This is a genomic window from Streptomyces uncialis (assembly GCF_036250755.1).
Lineage (GTDB): Bacteria > Actinomycetota > Actinomycetes > Streptomycetales > Streptomycetaceae > Streptomyces > Streptomyces uncialis.
Window position 1 is genome coordinate 4,076,345 of the sequence record NZ_CP109583.1, and the last position, 22,390, is coordinate 4,098,734.

General features: G+C 68.1%; 17 protein-coding genes. 8 read left to right on the forward strand and 9 right to left on the reverse strand.

Annotation, left to right across the window (positions count from 1 at the left end):
• Positions 1–51: 51 nt before the first annotated feature.
• Complete coding sequence (locus tag OG711_RS16750; RefSeq protein ID WP_329559621.1) at positions 52–405, forward strand: hypothetical protein; 354 nt, start codon at positions 52–54, stop codon at positions 403–405.
• Positions 406–484: 79 nt separating this feature from the next.
• Here OG711_RS16750 and OG711_RS16755 read toward each other — a convergent pair whose 3' ends face one another.
• Complete coding sequence (locus OG711_RS16755) at positions 485–1,723, reverse strand: tyrosine-type recombinase/integrase (protein WP_329559622.1); 1,239 nt, start codon at positions 1,721–1,723, stop codon at positions 485–487.
• A 589-nt stretch (positions 1,724–2,312) separates the two neighbouring features.
• Here OG711_RS16755 and OG711_RS16760 point away from each other — a divergent pair.
• The 4 genes from OG711_RS16760 (at position 2,313) to OG711_RS16775 (ending at position 7,004) form a co-directional block, all read left to right on the forward strand.
• Positions 2,313–2,549, forward strand: coding sequence for a helix-turn-helix transcriptional regulator (locus OG711_RS16760; protein ID WP_329559623.1), 237 nt, complete (start codon positions 2,313–2,315; stop codon positions 2,547–2,549).
• Between the two features lie 609 nt (positions 2,550–3,158).
• A complete protein-coding gene (locus tag OG711_RS16765; RefSeq protein ID WP_329559624.1) occupies positions 3,159–4,412 on the forward strand; it encodes a DUF3631 domain-containing protein in 1,254 nt (417 codons plus the stop codon).
• Positions 4,413–4,732: 320 nt separating this feature from the next.
• Positions 4,733–5,305 carry a MobC family plasmid mobilization relaxosome protein gene (locus OG711_RS16770; protein WP_329559625.1) on the forward strand — a complete coding sequence of 191 codons (573 nt, stop codon included), beginning with the start codon at positions 4,733–4,735 and terminating at the stop codon, positions 5,303–5,305.
• The gene (locus tag OG711_RS16775) at positions 5,295–7,004 is read left to right on the forward strand and encodes a relaxase/mobilization nuclease domain-containing protein (RefSeq protein WP_329559626.1); all 1,710 of its coding nucleotides are present in this window, start codon (positions 5,295–5,297) and stop codon (positions 7,002–7,004) included. Before OG711_RS16770 ends, OG711_RS16775 begins: the two co-directional genes overlap by 11 nt.
• 24 nt (positions 7,005–7,028) lie before the next feature.
• Here OG711_RS16775 and OG711_RS16780 read toward each other — a convergent pair whose 3' ends face one another.
• The 5 genes from OG711_RS16780 to OG711_RS16800 are packed head-to-tail and all read right to left on the reverse strand — an operon-like array spanning position 7,029 to position 11,554.
• Positions 7,029–7,559, reverse strand: a complete 531-nt coding sequence (locus tag OG711_RS16780) for an AAA family ATPase (protein WP_329559627.1) — start codon at positions 7,557–7,559, stop codon at positions 7,029–7,031.
• Between the two features lie 38 nt (positions 7,560–7,597).
• Positions 7,598–8,473: a glycosyltransferase family protein gene (locus OG711_RS16785; RefSeq protein ID WP_329559628.1), complete on the reverse strand. Its 876-nt coding sequence runs from the start codon at positions 8,471–8,473 to the stop codon at positions 7,598–7,600.
• Positions 8,467–9,702: a glycosyltransferase gene (locus OG711_RS16790; RefSeq protein WP_329559629.1), complete on the reverse strand. Its 1,236-nt coding sequence runs from the start codon at positions 9,700–9,702 to the stop codon at positions 8,467–8,469. Before OG711_RS16790 ends, OG711_RS16785 begins: the two co-directional genes overlap by 7 nt.
• The gene (locus OG711_RS16795; RefSeq protein WP_329559630.1) at positions 9,699–10,400 is read right to left on the reverse strand and encodes a hypothetical protein; all 702 of its coding nucleotides are present in this window, start codon (positions 10,398–10,400) and stop codon (positions 9,699–9,701) included. The genes OG711_RS16790 and OG711_RS16795 overlap by 4 nt, the downstream gene beginning before the upstream one ends.
• The gene (locus tag OG711_RS16800) at positions 10,397–11,554 is read right to left on the reverse strand and encodes a glycosyltransferase (protein WP_329559631.1); all 1,158 of its coding nucleotides are present in this window, start codon (positions 11,552–11,554) and stop codon (positions 10,397–10,399) included. Before OG711_RS16800 ends, OG711_RS16795 begins: the two co-directional genes overlap by 4 nt.
• 124 nt (positions 11,555–11,678) lie before the next feature.
• On the opposite strand from OG711_RS16800, the gene OG711_RS16805 reads away from it, so the two are divergent.
• The 3 genes from OG711_RS16805 (at position 11,679) to OG711_RS16815 (ending at position 16,735) form a co-directional block, all read left to right on the forward strand.
• A complete protein-coding gene (locus OG711_RS16805) occupies positions 11,679–12,683 on the forward strand; it encodes a helix-turn-helix domain-containing protein (RefSeq protein WP_329559632.1) in 1,005 nt (334 codons plus the stop codon).
• Entirely contained in the window at positions 12,680–13,243 is a 564-nt protein-coding gene (locus OG711_RS16810; RefSeq protein WP_329559633.1) for a peptide deformylase, read from the forward strand. The genes OG711_RS16805 and OG711_RS16810 overlap by 4 nt, the downstream gene beginning before the upstream one ends.
• A 786-nt stretch (positions 13,244–14,029) precedes the next feature.
• Positions 14,030–16,735, forward strand: coding sequence for a tetratricopeptide repeat protein (locus OG711_RS16815; protein WP_329563858.1), 2,706 nt, complete (start codon positions 14,030–14,032; stop codon positions 16,733–16,735).
• A 593-nt stretch (positions 16,736–17,328) separates the two neighbouring features.
• Here OG711_RS16815 and OG711_RS16820 read toward each other — a convergent pair.
• The 3 genes from OG711_RS16820 to OG711_RS16830 form a co-directional block, all read right to left on the reverse strand.
• A complete protein-coding gene (locus OG711_RS16820; RefSeq protein ID WP_329559634.1) occupies positions 17,329–17,676 on the reverse strand; it encodes a hypothetical protein in 348 nt (115 codons plus the stop codon).
• Between the two features lie 327 nt (positions 17,677–18,003).
• On the reverse strand, positions 18,004–20,577 hold the full coding sequence (locus tag OG711_RS16825) for a S9 family peptidase (RefSeq protein ID WP_329559635.1): 2,574 nt from the start codon (positions 20,575–20,577) through the stop codon (positions 18,004–18,006).
• A gap of 152 nt (positions 20,578–20,729) precedes the next feature.
• Positions 20,730–22,268, reverse strand: a complete 1,539-nt coding sequence (locus OG711_RS16830; RefSeq protein WP_329559636.1) for a DHA2 family efflux MFS transporter permease subunit — start codon at positions 22,266–22,268, stop codon at positions 20,730–20,732.
• Positions 22,269–22,390 lie beyond the last annotated feature (122 nt).

Below are 22,390 nucleotides of genomic sequence, written 5' to 3' on the forward strand. Positions count from 1 at the left end.
ACACATTCAGCACACATCCGCGTGTGCTCCTGGTGTGGGGGGCTGTGCCCGATGCCCGCGAAAGACGAACTGGCCAAGCGCCGCCACGACAATCTGGTCGATCGCCTGGAGAGCCTGATGGCGTCCTCGCTGAAGCCCCGCTACCAGGGCTACCACGGGCAGCTGACCCTGGGCGGCGGTGATCTCGAAGAAATGGGCGACCTCAAGGACGTACGGCGTGCCGCCCGCGAGGCGGGCCGCCGCCTCGGTTGGCATCCCAAGACCCACCTCGTGGACGGTCGGCTGTTCGTCTACGACAACCGTGAGGTCCCCGAGGAGATCAGCCGGATGGCGATGCGCGACTCTGCCGAGGCCATGGATGCCTTCATGCGCCCGTACAGGAACCAGGCGCCGCAGAACAGCTGAGCGATGCCCTGATGCCGGGTGCCGGTTCGCCTGTCCCGGTGGAGCAGCACCCGGCGCACCCGCACGGATCAGACACACATCACGCGACGATGCCCTCCAGAGAAGCCGCAGCCTCGGCCGCCTCATGTGCCCTTCTCTCCGCCTTCTCCAGCTTGGCCTTCGCCTTGGCCAACTGCTTGGCCCGGCGTTTGTGCAGCTTCTTCGACACCTCGTCCAGCCGGTCGGGAAAGAGGTGACCATAGGTGTCCAGGGTCAGCGTCGCCGACTTGTGGCCGAGCATGGTCTGGACGACGTTGACGTCCGCGCCGCTGGCGATGGCGAGCGAGGCCGCCGTGTGTCGAAGCTTGTGCGGCGTGAGCCTGAGGTGGCCGAGGCCCGCCTTGGTGACGGCCGGGGCGAAGAACCGCTGTCGGAAGTTCCGGGCCCGCAGCGGTCCGCGCTGTGGGGCGGTGAACAGCAGATCGGCCTCGTCCCGCCCCTCGACGTGGGGCTTCAGCTCCTCGGCGAGGAAGCGGGGAATCGGGACGGAGCGGCGCTCGTGGTTCTTGGGCGTGTCGAGGTACAGCTTGCCGTTGTCCTCGACGTACGCCTCGACGATGTGCGCCCGGCAGGCGTCGAGGTCGACCCGCCCCACCTTCAGCGCCGATGCCTCGCCCCAGCGCAGACCGGTGTAGGCCAGCAGCAGGATGAACACCCGGTAATCGCCGGCCGCGTCGGCCAGCACCTCGGTCTGCATGTCGTCGAGGTACACATGGTCAGCCGGTGCGGGTTTGGGCAGGGGTACCCCGATCGCAGGGTTGAACGCCAGGCGGCGGGACTTCACCGCGAAGCCCAGGACCTGGCTGAGGATGACGTACGCCTTGCGCACCGAACGCGCGCTGAGCTTCCTGCCGCCGGTCGCCTCGCCCGACAGCATGGCCGAGAGCCATTCGGCCACGTCCTCGAACCGGACACGGTCGAGCGGTGTGGTCCCCCACCGAGGGATCACATGAACGTCAAGAACGCCTTTGTACCGTGCGCGGGTTGACCGCTTGAGATGGATCTGGGCCGCCAGCCAGGAGTCCGCCACCTCGGCGAACTTCACTCGCGCGGCGGCGGGGTCGCGGTACGAGCCGTCCGAGAGGCGGGCTTCCACCTTCGTCCGCTCATTCTCGGCGTCGATCTTCCGGGCCAGCGTCTTCATCTTCGGTTTGCCGTCGGGGTCGTACCAGCGCACGCGGTAGCGGCCGGGAGGGGTTCGACCGGCCTGCTTGGCCCGCGCGACCGCATGGGTGTATGCGGCGTGCCCGATGCGGTCCTCGATCCATACGCGGGCCATCAGCCCTCCTTTCGCGGAGCAACAGGAACAGCGTGTGCAGGGTCGACCGACAGAAGAGCTGTGCGGAGCCGGGTATCCGCTGAGCGAGCAGCGCATTTCGCTGCCGCCAAAAATGTACGCGAGTTGATAGGCATGACAGATAGCTGTAACTCGAACCCGCCCGCGAACGCAAGGTTTAGCTCTCAAACTTGTTAATGCCGTCGCGCACATCCCTCGCGTTCCACCGCCATGAAAGGCAGCCAGACGAGCCGGTCTCCACACATGCCGATCGGGCGCTTTGACGCTCCTCGTGGAGGGGCCCGCAGGTCAAGTCGATTCGACCCACGCGCCCCAGGTGCTCAGAACGACCTACACCTACCGCCCTTCGGACTGGCACGCACACCTTGGCAGTCACGGCCGACAGAGTCCGCACCGGGCTGGCATTCGGGGCACTCCCCTTGTCGTCCCAGACAACTATTTCGCCAACCGGGGATCCGCACTTACTGTTATTGAACTCCACCCACCCAAGCTCATTGGGAGCGTGCGAGCACTTCGCGCCTTGGCATCCACGTCACACCATTGCGCTATTCCCCCCTGCTCCGAACCGGAAATGAGAAGCCCTTTGCCCAAGAATTCTTCCAACTCTCGCACTGTCGACGAGCGGACCCGACTCGCCACCCCCGCCGATGTGGCAGCCCATCTGGGGGTGCCGGTGAAGACGCTGTACCAGTGGAAGTACCGGGGCATGGGCCCGAACGTCCACAAGGTCGGCCGCCACCTCCGCTACCGCTGGTCGGAGGTGGACATGTGGCTCTCCGCCCAGTCCGCCTTGGATCTCACAGCCTGACGCGCATCGAAGCGCTGCGGCCTGGGCGCTCGCGTGCCGGAGCGTGCAGACCCCTCAGCTGATCTGCTCCCCCTGAACGAACGAGCCGGTGAAGGGGTTGACCTTGCCCGTACCACCCCTTCACCCGAGAGGAACGCCTATGGCGGACACGTCCCCCGAATCTCCCAGCCCATCCCGGAAAGTGGTGTGGCCCGTCGCCACGGTGCCTGGACAGGGAGTCCCTCGGCGACACGCGGACCGGACCGACGCGCGGTCCGCTGAGGTGCGGACCGCGGACCAACCGCATGACGTTGTTGGTCCGCAGGCGCCCACACGTGCGGACCAACCCGTCGGCAAGGAGCAGACCACTCAATCAGCTGCGGACCAGACATCCGAAGACGCCGAGAACACACAGGTCAACGGCGTACGGACCAGACCACAGCCAGCGGACCATACGAGGACCGGTGGACCGGAGACCCTTCCTCCTGCGGACCAGACGGCCAGTCCTGGTCCGCAGGCCATCAACGCCGGGACCGGTCCCCGGCACGCAGATGGTCCCGGGGACCATGGTCCCCACCGTTCCATGGAGACCGACGGTCCCGTGGACGGGACCACACGGTCCGGGACCGTGTGGTCCCGGACCAGTCGGGGACCCGGGACCATGACGGCAATACCGTCGGGGCAGTTGGGGACGGGGCCGCGCTGCTGGACGAGCTGCGGCAGGCGATCGGCCGCTATGTGGTGCTGCCGAGCCCGGAGGCTCTGACGGCGGTCACGCTGTGGGTGGCGGCCTCGCACATACAGCCGGCCCTCCAGCACGCGCCCCGGCTGGCGGTGGTGGGGCCGACCAAGGGGTGCGGCAAGTCGCGCCTCCTGGACGTGCTCCACGAGACAGTGCATCAGCCGATGATGACCGTGAACACCTCTCCGGCGGTGGTCTTCCGCGTCATCGGCAAATACCCTCCGACGCTCCTCGTGGACGAGGCCGACACCATCTTCGGCCCCAAAGCGGGTGAGAAGGAGGACCTGCGCGGCCTGCTGAACGCCGGCCACCAGCGCAACCGACCGGCCTGGCGGATATCCGGGCCGGAGCACAAGCCGACCGCGTTCCCCACCTTCGCCATGGCCGCGCTGGCCGGAATCGGAGACCTGCCGGACACGATCATGGACCGGGCGATCGTGATCCGTATGCAGAAGCGGAAACCGGGCGAGCGCATCGTCCCATTCCGCTCCCGGTATTCAGTACCGGAGCTGAACGCACTGCGCACCCGGCTGGCCGCCTGGCTGACTCCGCTGCGGGGCACCGCCTCAGCCCTGGTGCCGAGGATGCCGGTCGAGGACCGGGCGGCGGACACCTGGGAACCGCTGGTCATCGTCGCCGACCTGGCCGGTGGCCACTGGCCGACGAGCGCCCGTGCGGCCTGCTTGGCGATGACGCGCAATGAGGTGGTCCAGGACGAGCAGACGACCCTGAAGACACGGCTGCTGCGGGATATTCGACGCGCCTTCGAGCAGTCCGGCGATCCGGAGGCCCTGCGCACCCAGGATCTGCTCGCCGCCCTCCTTCAGGACGCCGAGGCACCATGGGCCGAGTACGGGACCAAGGGGCTGAACGCGTACCACTTGGCGAACATGCTGCGGGACTTCGCCATCAGTCCAGCGAACCATCGCTTCGAACAGGGCAGGCAGGCCAAGGCATACGCCCGCAACCAGTTCGTCGACGCCTGGGCCCGCTACTGCCCAGAACCAGCCTCGGCGCCTCCCGAACCCTCGCACGAGGTCGCGCCCACACGCCCGGCCCGGGGCAGGCCACCGGCTCCTCCGTCCGGAACGCTGCCGGTCGGGATGCCGGGTGGTACCACCGGCCCCCAGCGCTCGCGCTGACCGCCCCCTGAGACCGTCACAGTCCGTCGCATCCGTCCCCGCGCAGGTCAGCGCGGGGACGGATGCCCGCGCCGATACGGATCGCTCCGTACCTGTGCGCGTATCCGTACCTGCTCTGAACAGCCATGGGACGGATGCGACGGACGTGGCGAGACCTTCCTGCCACGAGACCTTGGAGCACCACCATGGCCGACCGGTCTACCAGCCACACCCCGTCCCAGCACCGTAAGAGGCTGTTCGGACTGGGCCGACGAACAGCAGCAAGCTGGAGCGAACGAGCCTCTGACGAGGCTTCGTCCGCGCTTGCCCCCGCCCCAGGGGTGGCGGAGGAGCAAGCCGTGCGCCGGCGGGCGCCCGAGCCAACGAGGGAGGGGGACACCGAGCCGAGCACCATCACGGTCCCGAGCACCTCATGTGCCCTTCAGCGCGCCGATACTCCTTCGTACCCCGAACAGCCGTCGTGGCGCGAACCCGACGATCCCGTGCTGCCGACGTTGATGAATCGCAAGCGCACCACCGAGAAGCGCGACCAGGTCAGGAACATTCGCTTCACAGCCACCGCCGTACGCATCATCAACGCCGAAGCCGAGCGACGTGGACAGCGGTTCGCCGGCTTCGTCGGCGACGCGGCGCTGGCCGCCGCGCTCGGGAAGACGCCCGCCCTCGGAGGCCCGGAGGACGATCCCGTACGCCCGCTGGTGGAGGTCGCGGAAGCGCATATCCGGGCTCTGAACCGGATCGGCAACAACCTCAACCAGATCACGGGTGCCATCCACCGAGGAACCGTGCCCGACCGCGCCGAAGCCGTGCTGGCCGGCGTCGAGGAGGCGGTGGATAGCAGCTATCAGCTCATCGACCGGCTCATGGCGGAGGGAGCCGGGCATGGTGCCTGATGTCTCCACCGGCTCCAGCACCCTCGGCCTGATCAACTACCTCTTCGGCGAGGGACGCCGCGACGAGCACACTGATCCGCATATCGTCGCCGCCTGGGACATGGCCGGTGCTCCCGACCCCGGCCGCGATCCCGGGGCGACCTACGCCAAGCTCGCCCAACGCCTCGACCACCATGTCGTCCTGCGGACCCGCGAGCTGGGCGGGGCAAGGCCGCCTCAGCATGTCTGGCACTGCCCGGTCCGTACCGCGCCCGGCGACCGCTACCTCACCGATGCCGAGTGGGCCGAAGTCGCCCGCCGCGTCGTGGCCGCGGCCGGGATCGCGCCCGAAGACGACGAGAAGGCATGCCGGTGGATCGCGGTGCGACACGCGGACGACCACATTCACATCTTGGCCACCACTGTCCGCGCCGACGGCCGCCGCCCCCGCACACACCGGGATGGCCAGCGGGCCCAACGAGAGTGCCGCAGGATAGAAGCAGAGTTCGGGCTGCGCCGCCTGAAGTCCGGTGATCTCACGGCGCCCCGCACACCGACAGGTGCCGAGCGGGCCAAAGCAGGGCGTCAAGGCCAGGCGGTCACCGCGCGGGAGTGGCTCCGTGAGCGGGCGTACACCGTCGCCGCCGACGTACGGAGCGTCGACGAATACTTCACGGTCCTGCGGTCCCTCGGGGTTCAGGTCAGAACCCGCATCGGCCCGAAGACCGGAGAGGTGACCGGCTACAGCCTGGCCGCGCCCGGCGACACCAACGGTCAGGGCGAGCCCATCTGGTACGGAGGCTCCAAGCTGGCACCCGATCTGTCCCTCAACCGCCTGCGTGAGCGGCTTCCCGACCAGGAGACCGCCGACCGCCCCCAGCACATCGCCGAGCCGGGTGGGCCGTGGCGTCGAGCCGAGACCGCGCTACGAGAGGCCCGCGTAAGTGTCGAGTCGGGCGAGGACCACGTAGCCCAGGCGCAGCTCGATGCGTTCGGTGACACCCTGCACAGCCTGGCCCTCGCGACAGACGGCGCCCACCAGGCCGATCTGCACGAGGCGGCCAAGGCGTTCAACCGAGCCCGGCGCTCCGTCATCAGGTCCGATCACCAGGCCGCCACCGCCCTACGCAAGGCCGCCAAAGAACTTGCGTACGCGTCTCGCGACCCCGGAGGACTTGCCATCGCTCTGATCCTCGCCGCCGTCCACATGGCCCGCGCCGCTTCCGCATGGCACCGGCAACGCGGCCATGAACAGCAGGCCGCCGCAGCCGAGGAAGCCCTTCACCACCTGCGAGCGGGATATCGACAGGCCGGGGACCCGGTTCTGGCGAACCTCACCCGCCGTGCGCCTCGCGCCGCAACGATCAGCCGCTTCGAGCACGACCTCCGCGCGGCCCTTCCCGACCACGCCGACCGTATCCTCGCCGACTCTGCCTGGGCCGCCCTTACCACCGCACTCGCCCGAGCCGAGACGGCCGGCCACGATGTCCGAGAGCTCCTGAGCGAGGCCGCCGCCGAGCGTGAACTCGACACCGCAGATTCACCGGCGCACGTGCTCATATGGCGCATCGTGTCCCAGCCGAACAAGCGGACGGAAGCGGCTCGCAGGCGAAGCGCCATGGCGCCCAGGACCGTCCTGTCCCGACCGACAGCAGCACATGAGCACAGCGGTCCGCACCGTCCGGCAGACGCTCACGACGGACCACGACATGGCCGATGAGGACAAGCGGCGCAGTGGAGGGCGTCAGCCCGTACGGTGCCGGGCGGCGGACAGTTCCGCCAGGAGCCGACCCCGGTCTCCGGTGTGGACAATGACCTCTTCGTCGTCGGCCGGTGGATCGAAGCGGGCGAAGAAGTCGTCGAGGGCTTCGGGGGTGACGGTGAGCGCGTTGGCATCCTCGCGCTGGTTGCGTTCGGCGAGACGCCGTAGCAGTTCCTCACGGTCGGCGGGGAGGTGAACGACGAGGGGGTGGCCGCCCGCTTCCCGGGCGGCCTGTCGCCAGGCATCCCGGTCAGTGCGCCGCCACAGGCCGTGATCGAGGACGACGTCGTTCCCGGCTTGAAGTTCCTTGACGAACCGTTCCCGGATGGTCTCGACCGCGGGCCGCTCGCGCTCGAAGTAGGTGTGCTCCGGGTAGTCCACGCCGTACCGGCCGTGGAGGCGGTGCACCTCCTCGTCCACGGACAACCGGACGAAGCCGTGTCCGGTGAGGAACCGGGCGACGGTGGTCTTGCCGGAGCCGGTGAGGCCGACCAGGAGAACGGCGAGGGGCACGGAGAAATCCCTTCCGCGACGGGCGGGCGCGAGCGCGGTCATTCTCCCCGATCCTGGCCCGTGGAGGTATACGGCCGCCATCCGGTGATGATGCCGCGCGCCTCGGCGGCCCAGTCGTCCGGCATTCGGTTCAGGCTCACCCGCCGGAAGGCGAATCGGGGATCGCTGGTGTTGATCGCGCCGCCGTATCGGCCGACGTGTGAGAGGAGACGGCCGGCCTCGTCGCGTACAGCAGGGCTCTGCTCCTGCCAGGTGCCCGTCGAGAAGTGTTGGACCCGTCGGCGGAGGTCGTCCAAGACGCCGGACCGCCACTTGAAGTGGTGAACGGCGCAGATGCGGTTCGGATCCGGCCGGTGGCCGGGCGCTCGGTGGTTACCGGAGGAGAGGGCAATGTCGTGGCGGACGAGGACGATCTTGCGGGGGTCACCGTGTAGAAGGCGGTGGGTGAGGTGCCCGCCAAGGGGATAGGCGTGGTCCAGTCCGGCTTCGGGTCGCCAGCCGGTCGGTCGTCCGGTCGCGGCGACGCGGTCGAGCATCAGCCCACCCACGACCCGATGCCCGGAGCGCTCGGCCTGGGCGATCACCTCGGGTAGTGGTACGGCGTACTGCTGGAACTCGTCGGCGTCGGCGACCAGGTGCCAACCGGGTCCGGCGCTGTGCCGCAGAGCGTCGCGGAGCTGGGTGTTGGTGTGCTCGTGCCAAGGGCCGGTACTGGTTCCGGCCGGAACGATGCCCAGCTCGCGGCAGGCCGCCTGGAGGTGGTGCCGCTGAGCGTCGGGAACGTGCTCGGGAAAGTGGAAGGAGATCAGGAAGCGTTCGATGCCCAGCCACCGGTAGTGGCAGACCCAGGCGGTGAGGAGCGGAGGCTCGACCGGGCCGATGACCGCGATCAGGGCGGGCGGTGTGTTCAGCATCGAGAATCCTTCGCCGTGAGTGCGGTGAATGTCCGGGCGAGGAAGTCGGCCTGTTCCCCGGCCGGCCACATGCCGAGCAGCCTGGGGGCTTCGGGTCCGGCCCGTTCGAGCGGCTGAAGGACGATCGAGTGCAGGGCTTGGGCGAGGCTGTCCGGATCGCCTGCGGGGAAGGTCAGGGCCCAGGGTTGGTGGCGGAGCCGATCGGTGAGGGCAGGGTCATGGTCGGAGACGATCAGCGGAACACCAAGGCGGGCGGCATCCATGACCAGGCCGGATTCCTTCCCGACACCGGGGTGCCGGGCGACCAGGGCGGCATCGGCAGCGCCGTAGACCAGCCGCAGCACGCACTCCACGACGGGGCCCGGAACGGTGTGCAGTCTGAGCAGCGGCAGATTCCGCCAGCGGGCGAGTACCGACTCGTCCAGCGGATAGCCCGCGACCACGAGATGGAGGGGCTCCTTCAGCCGGTTCAGGGCGGCGTCGATGACCCGGATGTCCTTGTACAGCCACCAGCCGCCGACCAGACACACCACGGCTTCGGCGGGCGAAATCCCGAAAGCCGTCCGCCCACTTTCGCGTTCGCCGTCGGTCAGCCGGAGGCCGTCGTCGACCGAGAAGGCTCGGACCACGGCGGGCAGGTCGGGGAAGTCGTCGGCCAACTGATCGGCGACATCCCGGGTCGGGTAGACCGCGATCGTCTGCTTCTCGTGCCGGCGGGCGAGTCGACCGAGCAGCCGTACGAACGTGTCCTCCGTGGTGACGGCCTCGTGGACGAACCTCAGGTGCGGTTGGCGACCGAGGAGGGCCGCCGCGCCGTGGAGGGACTCGCTCGCGGTGAGGATGACAACCGCGCCAGCATGGGGCTGAAGACTCCGGGCGGTGCGCAGGGCCGAGGCTTCGGCCAGACAGCGGGCGACAAGGGTGATCTGATGCGGCAGCCGCCGCAGACGGTCGGGCCAGCGGCGCGAGCGCACGATGCGGCGGCCGATCGCCGCGGCCCCAGTCGCCAGACGTGACGCGGCCAGCAGCCCGGCGGCGGTATGGCCGACCGGTTCGACCACCACCCGTGCCCGAGTGTCCCGCAGTTCCGTTGAGGCGTCCCGGGCGATCCCGTTGAGGGTGATGATCAAGCTGCCGGGCCGGGCCCGGGCGAGCGCCACCAGGGTGCGCTGGTGGTGCCCGCCCAGGCGATCGGCGTACGGCTCGATCAGGACGAGTGGCCTGGTCATCCGGAGACCGCCTCGTCCCCGTGGGTCGTGGTGAACCTGGCCCGCAGCCACGACGGGTCGTTGAGACGTTCGAACTGGTCCGGGCGGGCGCCTTCGCGAGCGAAGGCGACACCCTCCCGAGCCCCTGCCGCCGCGTAGTCGGCGAACTCACCATCACTGCTGCGCTGCCAGGCGTCCACCCGCCAGCGGGCGTCGCCGTCGGCCATGCCGTACTCGCTGCCGCGGGTGAGCATCGCGCACTCGCGGAAGCCAGCCTTCCAGGAGTGGAAGGGACTCTGGTTGAAGCGCGTGACTCCGGCGCTCCGTTCGGCGAACTCGACGCGTCCGGGCAGTGCGGCGAGGACATCCACAGCCTCGCCCATCTCCCGCAGAGCGCTGCGGCGGATCAGCTTGAGCCCGCCGTAGCCGTAGGTCAGGCCGTTGACGGGGTTGACCGCGCGCCACACGCGCATGGAGACATCATCGTCCAGCGGTTCCACGGCAGCCGGGTCGAAATCAGTGTCGATGGCGAAATCACCGTCCGCGAGGAAGAACTGCTCATGGTCGACGGCCTCGGCACACAGCCGGTAGGCCCGGCGCATCCCGTGCACACCGTGCAGACGCTTCACGGCGCCCCCGAGAGTCCGCTGGAGACGCGAGTGGAGGGAGTCGGCCATCGGTTCGTCGTACGAGAGGAAGACGGCGTCGAACCCGGTCACGAGATCGCCTCCAGGTAGCGGGCTGCGACCAGCTCGGGGGTGCAGTCGGCTGTGGAGGCATGGGCGCGCTTGGCGTGCATGGCGTGGAACGCGTCGTCGGAGGCCAGCCGCTCTGCGAGGGCGACCGCCTCGGACGTGGTGGTGAAGCACAGCTCGGGGTCGATGTGCTCGGCGAGCCAGCCCAGCCGCGGCGAGATCACCGGCAGACCCATGCCCTGGCAGTCGATCACGCTCATCGACCACGGGCAGCCGGGCCGGAACGGGGCGATGCCGAAGCGCGCGCCGGCCAGCAGATCCCGGTAGCGGACGCGGTCACCCCGGTCCGAGACGATCTGGACGTGGGGCAGCGCGGCAAGTTTCGCCCGCATCCGCTCGGGACTGTCGTTCAGCCCGGTCCGGGCCGCGCTGCGCTGCCCGAACAGGTCCATCACCCGAAGCCGCACCGATCCGGAGGACACGAGATCACGCGCCAGGTCCACGAACTGTTCGGTGCCGTAGTGGGCGTACAGCCTGTGGTTGTAGACCCCGATCGGCTCGGCTCCGTCGCCGCTCGTGGTGGTGGCGGGCGCGCGGACCAGGCGTTCGTCGCGTGGCGCCGGAACCACCCGCAGCCTGTCGCCCAGATCCACGGTCATCCGTTCTGCGGCGGCCGAGACCCAGGAGGCGGCTGTGGAGGAGTGCACCATCACCCGGTCACAGGCGGCCAGGCCGGCGGCGAACGCCAGCAGCACCGGCCGCCCGAGCCCGCCGTCATCGAGGGATGGGTCGACCAGGAGCCGCCTGCCGTCGTCGAAGGAGTACGGCAGATAGTGGCAGTACCCGGCCAGTAGCGCGCCGGAGCCCGCTTCCAGCAGGGCCGTACGGATCGCGGGGGCCTCCTCTATCTGGTTGGCCACCACCACGTCCGGCTTCTCGGACCGAATGAGAGACACCAATTCGTCGATGTCCGCCGAGAACCGGGCACGGTATTTCGTCCCGGGCAACTTCGTCCGACGGAAGCCGCACCGGGCGTCCCCGGCCGGTGCCGGCGCAGCGACGGTCACCTCAGCCCCGGCATCCGCGAGGGCCGGGGCGAGGAGATCGGCGAAGATCCAGCCGGAGTCCGATGACAGCCGGTCGGGATTGGAGATGTTCAGCAGGTACAGCACACGCATGATGCGTCGCCTCCGTCATCCGCCCGGGTATCGGTCCGGGCCGCTGAGGGAAGGAAAGCGTCGACGCGGACCGTGACGGGATGATGAACTGGGATCACTCACGGTTCATTCATGCTCACTGAAGATGACACGGGGCGATGGTTCGATGGACACCCAGGGCGCGGAGATCACCGCCGAACAGGCAGCCGAGGACTTCGCGGCCGAGTTGGCGCGGTGGCGGGAGGTACGGGGTCTGTCCAAGCGGGCTTTAGCCCAGGCCATGGGCTTCCACCCGTCATACGTCAGCCACATGGAGTCCGGTCGTCACAAGCCCAGCGCGGAGTTCGCCCGGCTCGCCGACAAGGTCATGAACTCGGGGAAGGCCATCTGGCGGCGCTGGCTCGACTACGAGCAGGCGAAGGCCAGAGAGTCCCGAGCACGGCGCCCACCCGCAGCCCCGCCGGCCCCGCGCAGGCCCGAGCAGCCGTACGCCGCAGGCTCCGCCCTCGTCGTCGAACACGACGCCGCCCATCTCCGCTACGACGGCCGCTCGTACCGGCTCACGATGCGACGACGGCTCCGGAACACCGGAACGGAACCGGTCACCCGCTACCTGATCCGCATCTCGGTCGACCGCTACCCCGGCAACCCTGAACAGTCCAACGCCCACTACCGAGCCCACCCGCTCACCTGGGACGAGCTCGACCTCACCGCCACCTGCCGGGGCGAGCCCATGCGCTGGCAGGCCAAGCACGACCGCGACGCCTTCAAGGAGATCTGGCTGCTGTTCGACAACGAACACGGCCGCTTCCCGCTCTACCCCGGCGAATCCGTCTGGATCGAGTATGCCTACACCGTCGGCGACGACAAATGGGGCAACTGGTTCCAGCGTGCCGTCCGCCTGCCCACCGAACAGCTCGAAGTCCAGCTCGCCTTCCCCGCCGCCCTCGACCCCGTGGTCTGGGGCACCGAGACCTCCATGACCGCCGAAGCCTCCCCGCTCCGCACCCCACCCGTCCGCCGTGACGACGGCGAGCAGCGGGCTTTCACGTGGATCACGACCACACCCGCACTGCACGCTCGGTACCGTTTGGAGTGGCGATTCCGGGCACGACCCGAACACGAGACGAACCAAGGGGAGTTCAGTTGAAGGACGTTCGGCCCAGCCAGCAGATGCGCGACCTCGGCGTCGTCCAGGAGGGCGCCGCCATCCTCACCACACCTGCCCGCCCCTTCAACCTGCCCAGCGAGCGCGACGAGGCCGAGCGCATCGTGGACGAACTGTTCGCCGCCCTGAACCGCATCGGTCAGGTCCACCCCTTCGCCAAGGGCATGGGCATCGCGGCCCCACAGATCGGCATCGGCCGCGCCGCTGCCGTGGTTCAGCCGCCGGGAGATGCACCGGCGATCATCCTGCTCAACCCACGGATCACAGCCGGTGTGGAGGCGAGCGACGAGCAGTACGAGGGCTGCCTGAGCTTCTTCGACGTCCGGGGCCTCGTCCCACGGCCCCTGGAGATCACGGTGGAGACCACGACCCTCGTCGGCGAGACCGTGACCACCATGTACGAACACGGCCTCGCCCGCCTCATCCACCATGAGATCGACCACCTCAACGGCCTGCTCTACACGGCCCGCATGCCGCCCGGGACCGATCCGATTCCTGTCGAGGAGTACCAGCAGACCGGGCGAGCTTGGGCATACGAATAGAAATGAGCGGATCAAACCCCATCCGCCTCTCCTCCAGCGTGTGGGCCAATCTGACATCAGGACTCGCGACTAGCTGGTCCACCAACCCCACAGAATGACCGTCAGTGCCCTCAGCGCGATACCGGCCATCCACCGCACAACAATCACGACCACCCGCCGCCGCAGTCTTGGCGTGCGCCATACGTACCGCGCTTTGCGACAGAGAATACGCATTGTCGATCCCATCGGTTGACTTGACCAACCAAGTGATCGGCCACAGGACACTTGACCTGTTCGGAATGGGGTTCGGCGAGGCACAACTACCCACGGACCACGGGTACGCGGTGGTCAGATAGGTGGGGCGTAGGGTTCGTGGAAGGTTCGGAACGAACGGGGAACGGCATCGTGGACATCCCGGCAGCAGCCTCGCGTCTGGCTGAGGAGCTGAGGGCAAAGCGGCAAGCATCTGGACTCTCGCTCGGTCAGATCACCCAGCAGGCCAGGCGGCAGTCTCCTCCCATCACCCTAACCAAGAGCACTCTCAGCGCATGGTTCAACGCTCAGAGTGTTCCGCGGGCCGGACGGCCCTTCACCTTCGTCACCGACCTCCTAGACAGCCGCTCTGGTTCGGAGCTCAGACCGCGATCCCGTGTCTGGTGGGAGGGCCTACGTCGAGCAGCCGCGCAAAGCAGGACTACGGATCACCGGGGCAGCACGGCAACCGGCACCCGAGCAAAGCGACAGTCCGGGGGTACTTGTCACAGCTCAAGGCCATTGCGCCTGGGGTTGGTGCCCGACTTGGCCGGGGTGCTCGTCGAACGAGAACACCGCGATGCCTTGGCACGCGCCCTGGACGCGCCCGAAGGCAATGACCTCGGGGACACAGCTGGCACAGCCGTTACGGGACGCTTGATCACAGGGGCCGGCGGCGTCGGCAAAACCTGCCTAGCCGCTGACTACTGCCGCCGTTCCGCCGACGCGGCGGACAGCGGAGTGGATGTACTGATATGGGTGACGGCAGACAACACGGCTGCCGTGGCCGGTTCCTATGCCCAGGCAGCCCGAAGTCTTGAACTGGTATCCAGTGATGAGGACACCAAGTCTGCGGCTGAGCAGTTTCTCAACTGGCTGCGAGTCACCGATCGTAGTTGGCTCATCGTCCTTGACGACGTTCACTCCCCCGGCGTCATGGAGGGATTGTGGATGCCTCGACGCACCGCAGGTCGCGGCAGGGTCATCGTAACCACACGTAGCCGCGAGAAGGATCTAGTTACAGCAAGTGGACATCCGTTCCTGTCGGTTGGCGTCTTCGCACCGGAGGAATCCCTCACCCACCTGCGCAACACACTTCAAAGGGCCGTGCCCACCGGCACCAGTACAGACGTGGAGCTGGCAGGACTCGCCGATGACCTCGGTCATCTTCCTTTGGCGCTGTCACGCGCTGCCGCGTATCTCGACTACAACCCCTCCTGCACCATCGCCCGTTATCGACGCCAGCTCGCAGACCGTCGGATCACCCTTGAGCGACTGATCCCTGGTGTGCGCGGTAGCGCTACAGCGGGCTCACTCGCAGCGCTGTGGGACATTTCCATCGACCAGGCTGACCAGCACACCGGCATGCTGGCCCGGCCCATGCTGGAAATGGCCGCCATCCTGGACGGGACAACCGGCGTTCCCGCCCTGCTGTTCACCAGCGAAGCCGCCCTCGCGTGGCTCACCGAGCGCAGCGGAACAGAACAAACCGTGGACGAGCTCGACGCCGAGCACACCCTGGCAACGCTGGACCGACTACACCTTGTCGATCACATCCCGGGCGAGGACTGCGACGACGCATGGCTAGTCCGCATGCACCAACTCATCCAGCGCGCCGTGCGCGAGCAACAACCTGCTGAGTCCTCGCGCGACAATCGATCACAGCGACTGAACTCCGCCCTGCCCGCTGCCGCTCACGCCCTGCTTAGCATCTGGCCAGACACTGGCCTCGACCAGGACCGCGCAGAGCGGCTGCGGGCTAACGCCCGCTCGCTGGCAGCCCACGATTACCACAACGAAGGTCACCCTCTGTGGCAGGATGACACGGCATACACCCTCCTCTTCCGGCTGGGCACGAGCGCGGGTGAATCTGGCGACACCTCCTGGGCACAGAGCCATTTCGAGGCTCTCCGCTCCCTCGCCCACCAACATCTTGGAACCGACCACGGGCACACCCTTCTTGCACGGAGCGAGCTCTCCCGCTGGCAAAGAGAGGCCGGCGATCACGCCAGGGCAGTCCGGACCCTGGAAAGTCTTGAGGCGGACCAAATCCGATTGTTCGGATACGAGGCCCCTGAAACACTCGTCACTCGCCACAACCTTGCAATCGAACGAGGCGAGGCGGGCGACACAAACGGCGCCATCACCGCCCTCACAGAGATTCTCGCTGTCCGGCAGCGCGACGGAGCCAACCGTGGGGCGATACTTGCCACTCTCCACAATCTTTGTTACTGGAAAGGTGCCGCGGGTGACGCAGTGGAGGCTGCGGACGCCTATCGCAACCTGATCCCCCTCATGGAAGAGGAGTTCGGTGCCGATGCCGATGGCACCCTGACCGCCCGCCACAATCTGGCCCGCTGGTTGGGTGAATCAGGCAACGCCGCCGAGGCCGTCAGCTTGCTCGAAGCGCTACTGCCCAACCAAACACGATTGCTCGGGGCCCGTCACCCGCGCGTCCTGACCACCAGGCAAAGCCTTGCCCGTTGGCAGGGAGCGGCTGGCGAGACGAATAGGGCCATCGACGAGTATCAGGCGGTGATTCCCGACATGGGTGAGAGCCTAGGCCCAGATCATCCCGAGCTGCTCGCCGCACGCCACAACCTCGCCCATTTGCAGGCAGAAAGCGATCCGGCCACCGCAGCCGAAAGCCTCGCTACCGTGGTCGCTGACAGAACTCGGGTTCTCGGCCCTCACCACCCCAGCACACTCACCTCCCGGCAGAGCCACGCCGAGTGCCTGGGCCGGGCGGGGAATCCCCAGAAGGCTGTACAAACGCTAGAGGACGTCCTCCGTGATCAGCAGCACCATCTCGCACCGGATGACTCCAGCATCCTCAGTACCCGTCACAGCCTGGCTGTCATGCGTGGCGCTGCAGGAGCACCCCAGGCAGCCATCGCCGCACTGCAAGAGCTGCTCTCTGACCAGGAGCGCGTGCTAGGTCCTGGCCACGTTCAAACGCTGGCGTCTCTCGATAGCCTTGGCCAATGGCAAGGTGCCACGGGCTACGCACACGCGGCAAGCGACACCTACCAGGCCCTGCTAAACCGCATTGAACGCCGCTTTGGTCCTGATCACCCCGCCACCTGTTCGGCTCTCGACAAGCTCGCTATGTGGCACGGACGCGCGGGCCGCCCAGGGGAGGCCGTCCGCATGCTCACCCGAATGCTCACCCACACACGACGCCTCGTAGATCCTACGGATCCCATCATCACCGTCATCACCAACAACATCGCCTACTGGCAAACACAGGAAAACCGTTGACAACAACGCACAGACGGTAAGACCCACAACCACAGACTCCGCACGTGGCACTGGGCAGAACGGATGCAGCACACATGAGGCCGGGAAATCCCGCGAACATGCGAGAACCATTGAGCGGTGTTTCCCCAGGTCAGGGACCCTTCAGGTGACATCTGCGCAGGTCACAGCCCTGCCCCGAGGAATCTCCTAAAGCGGGTGTCGCAGGTTCGAATCCTGCCGGGGGCACATGGCTTGACCAGCACAGGAGCCCCGCACCGAGATCGGTTCGGGGCTTCCGCGCGTCTTCGTTCAATGGCGACCCCGAAGATCACCCCCTCCGGGAGGCTTTGATCCCTCTCGGGCTGTGGTGAAGCGGTGGGGTACAGGCTCCAGGAGGGCGGCCACCGGGCGGTCGACCATCAGCAGGATGTTCTTGACCTGGCGGAAGTCTCACTGCGGTCGGGCTGCCGCAGGTGCCGGGCATACGGGCCGCAGACACCCGACGACGGCTGCGCTCGGCAGTGATCAATGCCTGATGGCATGCCCCGGCCGTCGGCCGCCCGGTCGAACCGGCCCGGCGCGCACTCGCATGCGGCGACGTGCCCAGGTGCGGCTCAGGCCGCGTTGCCCTGCCTGTTGTCCGCTGAGGCCGCAGGGGTGACGCGGGTGCAGGTGGAGCCGTGGACCGTGGTCGAGTGGTACCAGAGTGGGCAGCAGGGGGCGAGCGGAGGCGGTGCGTCCAGGGGGTCGAGGTCCGCCCTACGTGTCGCGTGACGCTCTTCGTCCTGAAGTCTTCGACCCACGGCGCGTTCACGGGAGGCTCCCCAGGCCAGCAGGGCGGTGCTGTAGGTCATGGCGACGGCCACGAGCCAGTACGCCTGGTACGCGGCGTACAGAGCCCCAGCAGCGAGCAGGAAGCTGATCGCGGTGAGTGCGTGGGCGTAGCGGCGGTGGGTGGTCATCACTGTGCGTCCCCTCCCGGGCACAATCGGATATTCAGGATTGTTGCATTAGTTGGGAGCAATGGGGATAGGAGGGGTGGAACAGGTGAGTTGCCGTCAGAGTGGCTGTAGGGCCTCACGGATGGAGAAACGCCGCAGTGGCCACCACTTGGGATGCGGTGGCCACGAGTTGGGGAGCAGGGGCCATGGGCTGGGGCGGGGTGGCCGCTGCGGGCGTGTTGGCATCTAGGTCAACGGATCGCCGGATTCGTCCTCATCGCTGGTGTCCTGTCGGCGGGGGGCCTCATCGCGGGAGTGCCTCATCGCGGGGGACTGATGGTCGGCGGCTCAGCTGAAGATGTCCTTCAGGAGCTCCGCGTCGATCGTCGGCGGTGTCAGCCGGTACGTCTTCGGGGGCTCGGCACCGAGGAGGTGGCGCAGGAAGTAGTCCCATCGGCGGCGGCTCACGTAGTGCTCGTACCCGAAGAAGGCGTGCTCCGCGCGCGGGACGATCAAGAGGTCGAAGTCCTTGTCCGCTCGGACCAGGGCGTCCGCGAGGCGGAGGGTGTGGTGCGGGTGCACGTTGTCATCCATACCGCCATGGATCAGTAGGAGCTTGCCCTCGATACGGTCTGCCACCTCCACGTTGGAGGAACGGATGTAGTCCTCCTCCGCCGCCGGGCCGTCGTACGTCTCGGCCCACCACAGGTGATAGAAGCGGTTCTCGTGGTTGCCCGCCTCCGCGACGCCCACCTTGAAGAACTCCGGGAACGAGGCCATCGCCCGGACGGTGGCGTAGCCGCCGCCGGAGAGGCCGAAGGCGCCGACCCGATCCAGGTCCATCCAGGGTCGTTCGGCGCCCAGTTGCCGTATGGCCGCGACGTGGTCCTCCAGGCCGCCCGCCGCCTCGTGCCGCGCGTACGAGGCGTCATGGAACGCCTTGTCCCGGCCCGGAGTGCCCCGTCCGTCGACGGCGATCACCACGAACCCGAGTGCCGCGACCGCCTCCGCGTCATGGCCGAGCACCCCGGGGTCGAAGGCGGAGCTCACCCGGCGCATATGCGGGCCCGGGTAGGGGTGGTCGATGACCGGGTAGGAACGCTCGGGGTCGAACCCGTGCGGCCTGTAGAGGACACCGTGGATGTCGGTGACGCCGTCCGCGGCCTTCGCCGTGAACCGCTCCGGCGGCGTCCAGCCCGTGGCCCGCAGACGGCTGATGTCCGCTTTCTCCAGCATCACGACGGCTCGCCCGTCCCAGTCCCGGACGGTGATCACCGGCGGGACGTCCTGGGTCGAGGCCGAGTCGATGAAGCGGTCACCTGCGGGGGTGACGGTGACCTCATGGTCGAGCCCGTCGTCCGTGAGCTGAACAAGGCCCGTACCGTCCAGACCTGTCCGGCAGACCGTACGCCGGTATGGGTCGCCGACGACGAGTCCGGACGCCACGAAGTCGACGGTCCGCGCTTGTCCGTCCACACGGAGGATCTCCTGAACAGCCCACGAACCGGTGGTGACCGGAGTCGCCGGCCGCCCCGACGCCGTGTCGTACAGGTAGAGGTGGCCCCAGTTGTCCCGCTGGGAGTACCAGAGCACCTCAGCGCCGCCGGACAGCACTCGCACCATCGGCTTCTGCGACTGCTGCTGTGCCGGTTCCACGCGGGTCGGACCCGTCTCGGTGACGAGTGTGCGCACCTCCCCGGTCGCCGGGTCCATCCGTTCCAGGGTCAGTGTCCGCACGTCACGGGACTGGCGCAGGAAGTGGACCGCTGAACCGTCCTCGTCCCACCAGGCCCACCGGGTCGTGATCGGGGACATGAGCGGCATGCTCAGCGGCTCGGTGCGTGCCCGCACCGTGTCCCCGGTCGCGATGTCCAGCACGACCAGTTCGCCCGTCGGCATCCGCTCGTCGCCCGGGTACGCGTACCGCTGAGTCCTCAGCTCGGGCGCACCGCCGCTGTCGGGCATGTGGTCGACAGTGTGGGTACGGCGTACATCGCGCTGGTCGGTGAGATGGGTCAGGACACGGGTGGAGTCCGGCGACCAGACCAGAGCGGGGGGCAGATGGGGCAGGCCGATCCTGCCCAGGAGTACTTGGGGGCTGAAGGGGCTGAGCCCGTACTCGTGGTCCTGCTCGCCGTCCGTCGTGAGCGGTCGCTCCATCCCGGTCGCCTGGTCACGGAGCCACAGGTTGTGGTCCTTGAGTCGGACCGCCCATCTGCCGTTGGGGGACACCATGTCCAGGAAACTGGCCGGTCGGTGACCGTCGATTCGGGTGATCGCGTAGGTGGAGAGGTCGCAGCGCCAGTGGCCTTCGGGGGTGTCGAACTCGACGGCGGAGTAAGGGGGCTCGCAGTTCCTTGCGGACGAGATGGGAGCGACGCTGGCCTCATTGGCCGCTATGGGCGCGTCCGCTGAGGTCGCGCTGGCCTCAGTGGCCGCATTGACCGCTATGGACCCGCCTGCCGGGACCTCATCGACCGCAATGGCTTCACTGGCGCCCGTGGCGTCGCCGCTTGCCCTCGTCTCGTTGCCCCGATCGGCCCCGGTCCCCGCCCGTTCCGTCGGTTCAAGGCTCTCGAAGGGAAGATGCGCCGGCTCCACGCGCTGTCCCGTCGCCTTCGCCAGAGCGACGGCCAGTCGCTCGTGGTCGAACGCGGGGGTACGGGCGCCGGTGCGGGTGTCGACGGTCATGAACATCCGGCCCGGAGGAACGCCCGGTCCCTGGTCGGTGGCCACCGTGTACCAGAAGCGGGAGCCGTCACCTGTCCAGTTGGGCCTGATCCGGCCTCCGAGGACGAGGTGGCGGCGATTGTGGCGGAGAAGGGATTCGGCTGTGGCGTAGACCGAGTCCTCGATCTGAACGACCTCGGGTGCCGTGCGGGTGTGAGCGTCGGTCCGGGTGGGCGTGGTGTGCGGGGCCATGTCCGTGTCTCCTTGCTGCCGGAGGGCGGCTGTTCCGGCGGAAGTGGGGTCGGGCGGGTGATGCATGCGGTCACTCGGGCGTAGCGGGTGTCCGCATTCCGTCAGCGAGTCGCAGGCCCGTCGCACGTACCGCGACTCGGGGGGGGCGGAAGTCAGACCGCAGCGGTGTCCAGCGCGCTCGGGACGGGTACGGGCGTGGAGGGCTTCGCTATGGGGTGCTCGGTCTTGGCGTCACGCATCAGCAGGAAGGCGACGAGGGCGGCCACGAGGACCCCGGCCGCGGCGATGACGAAGCTGGTGGACATCGCGCCGGTGAAGGCTTCGCGAGCGGCCGAGGCGAGGTCGGCGTCACCGGTGGTCCCGGCGAGCGTGAGGGCGTCGGCGATCGAGCGGGTGGCCGCCTCGGGAGCGGTGCCGGGCAGCCGGTCGGCGAAGCCGCTGGAGACAACGCTGCCGAGGACGGCGACACCGAGGGCGGCACCCATCTGCTGGATGGTGTCGTTGAGGGCGGACCCGACGCCCGCCTGCTCCTGCGGAACGGCGCCCATCAGTGCGGCGATCGCGGCCGGCATGGCCAGACCGGAGCCTGCGCCCAGCAGCGCCAGGGACGCGGCCACGGCGACGAGGTCCCCGCCGGACGCGGTGACGGAGAGTGCGAAGAAGCCTGCGGCGGTGAGAACGAGGCCGAGGGCGACAAGGGGACGGTTGCCGGTTCGGGTGCCCAGGGCGGCGCCGATGCCATTGAAGACGAGTGACGCCACGGCCAACGGGATGAAGGCGAGACCGGCCTCCGTGGGGGTGTAGTCGAGGACGAACTGGAGGTACTGGCTCAGGACGAGGAGCAGCCCGCCGTTGCCGACCTGGACGAGCGCCAAGGAGAGGCTGCCGCCGCTGAAGTTGCGGTCACGAAAGAGGCCAAGGGGCACCATAGGCGCGTCGGTTCGGGACTCCCAGACCAGAAAGCCGGCCAGCGAGGCGACGCCGACGACGAGGGTGGCGAGAGTGCTGGTGTGACCGAGTCCGCCCTTGGGGAGCTCGATGATCGTCCAGACCACCGCGACCATGCCCACCGAGGAGAGGACCGCGCCGAGCGGATCGGGCTTCTGCCACGGCCCCTTGGACTCGGGCATGAGGACATAAGCGGCCACGATGGCGAGGGCGGCGATGGGCACGTTGATCAGGAAGACGGCACCCCACCAGAACCAGCCGATCAGCACGCCGCCGAGCACCGGGCCGCCTATCAGACCGACCATGGCGACGGCGCTCCATGCGGACATCGCGGTCCGCCGCTCCTTCTCGTCGAAGACGGTGATCAGGATGGACAGCGTGCTGGGCAGCACCAGCGCTCCGCCGACACCCATGACCGCGCGGGCCGCGATGAGCTGAGCGGGGCTGTCCGCAATGGTGGCCGCCAGGGACGAGAGTCCGAAGAGGGCGAGTCCTATGACCATGATCCGGCGTCGGCCGAAGCGGTCGGAGAGGCTGCCGGAGGTGAGCAGCAGGCCGGCGAAGACCAGGATGTAGGAGTCCAGAATCCACTGCGTGTCCTGGGCTGTGGCCCCGAGGTCGGCCGCCAGGGAGGGCACCGCGACTGTCAGCACCATGTTGTCGATGACCAGCACGAGAGTGCTGAGGCACAGCACGATCAGGATCAACCAGCGGCGGGGATCGCTGACTCGTCGGGCTTCCATGACAGACCTTTCGATAGGACGACGCGGATGTTCCAGAGCACTTGACGCAGCACGCTGCGAACACCATTCCGTCGATGCGCACACCGTTCGCAGCACTGCGAACACCGTACGCACGCCGAACG

What these genes read in the sequence shown, in the direction of transcription:
- OG711_RS16750 (WP_329559621.1), top strand. Translation starts at nt 52, where the DNA reads ATGCCCGCGAAAGACGAACTGGCCAAGCGCCGCCACGACAATCTGGTC.
- OG711_RS16755 (WP_329559622.1), bottom strand. Translation starts at nt 1,723, where the DNA reads ATGGCCCGCGTATGGATCGAGGACCGCATCGGGCACGCCGCATACACC.
- OG711_RS16760 (WP_329559623.1), top strand. Translation starts at nt 2,313, where the DNA reads ATGAGAAGCCCTTTGCCCAAGAATTCTTCCAACTCTCGCACTGTCGAC.
- OG711_RS16775 (WP_329559626.1), top strand. Translation starts at nt 5,295, where the DNA reads ATGGTGCCTGATGTCTCCACCGGCTCCAGCACCCTCGGCCTGATCAAC.
- OG711_RS16785 (WP_329559628.1), bottom strand. Translation starts at nt 8,473, where the DNA reads ATGCTGAACACACCGCCCGCCCTGATCGCGGTCATCGGCCCGGTCGAG.
- OG711_RS16790 (WP_329559629.1), bottom strand. Translation starts at nt 9,702, where the DNA reads ATGACCAGGCCACTCGTCCTGATCGAGCCGTACGCCGATCGCCTGGGC.
- OG711_RS16800 (WP_329559631.1), bottom strand. Translation starts at nt 11,554, where the DNA reads ATGCGTGTGCTGTACCTGCTGAACATCTCCAATCCCGACCGGCTGTCA.
- OG711_RS16805 (WP_329559632.1), top strand. Translation starts at nt 11,679, where the DNA reads ATGACACGGGGCGATGGTTCGATGGACACCCAGGGCGCGGAGATCACC.
- OG711_RS16820 (WP_329559634.1), bottom strand. Translation starts at nt 17,676, where the DNA reads ATGACCACCCACCGCCGCTACGCCCACGCACTCACCGCGATCAGCTTC.
- OG711_RS16825 (WP_329559635.1), bottom strand. Translation starts at nt 20,577, where the DNA reads ATGGCCCCGCACACCACGCCCACCCGGACCGACGCTCACACCCGCACG.
- OG711_RS16830 (WP_329559636.1), bottom strand. Translation starts at nt 22,268, where the DNA reads ATGGAAGCCCGACGAGTCAGCGATCCCCGCCGCTGGTTGATCCTGATC.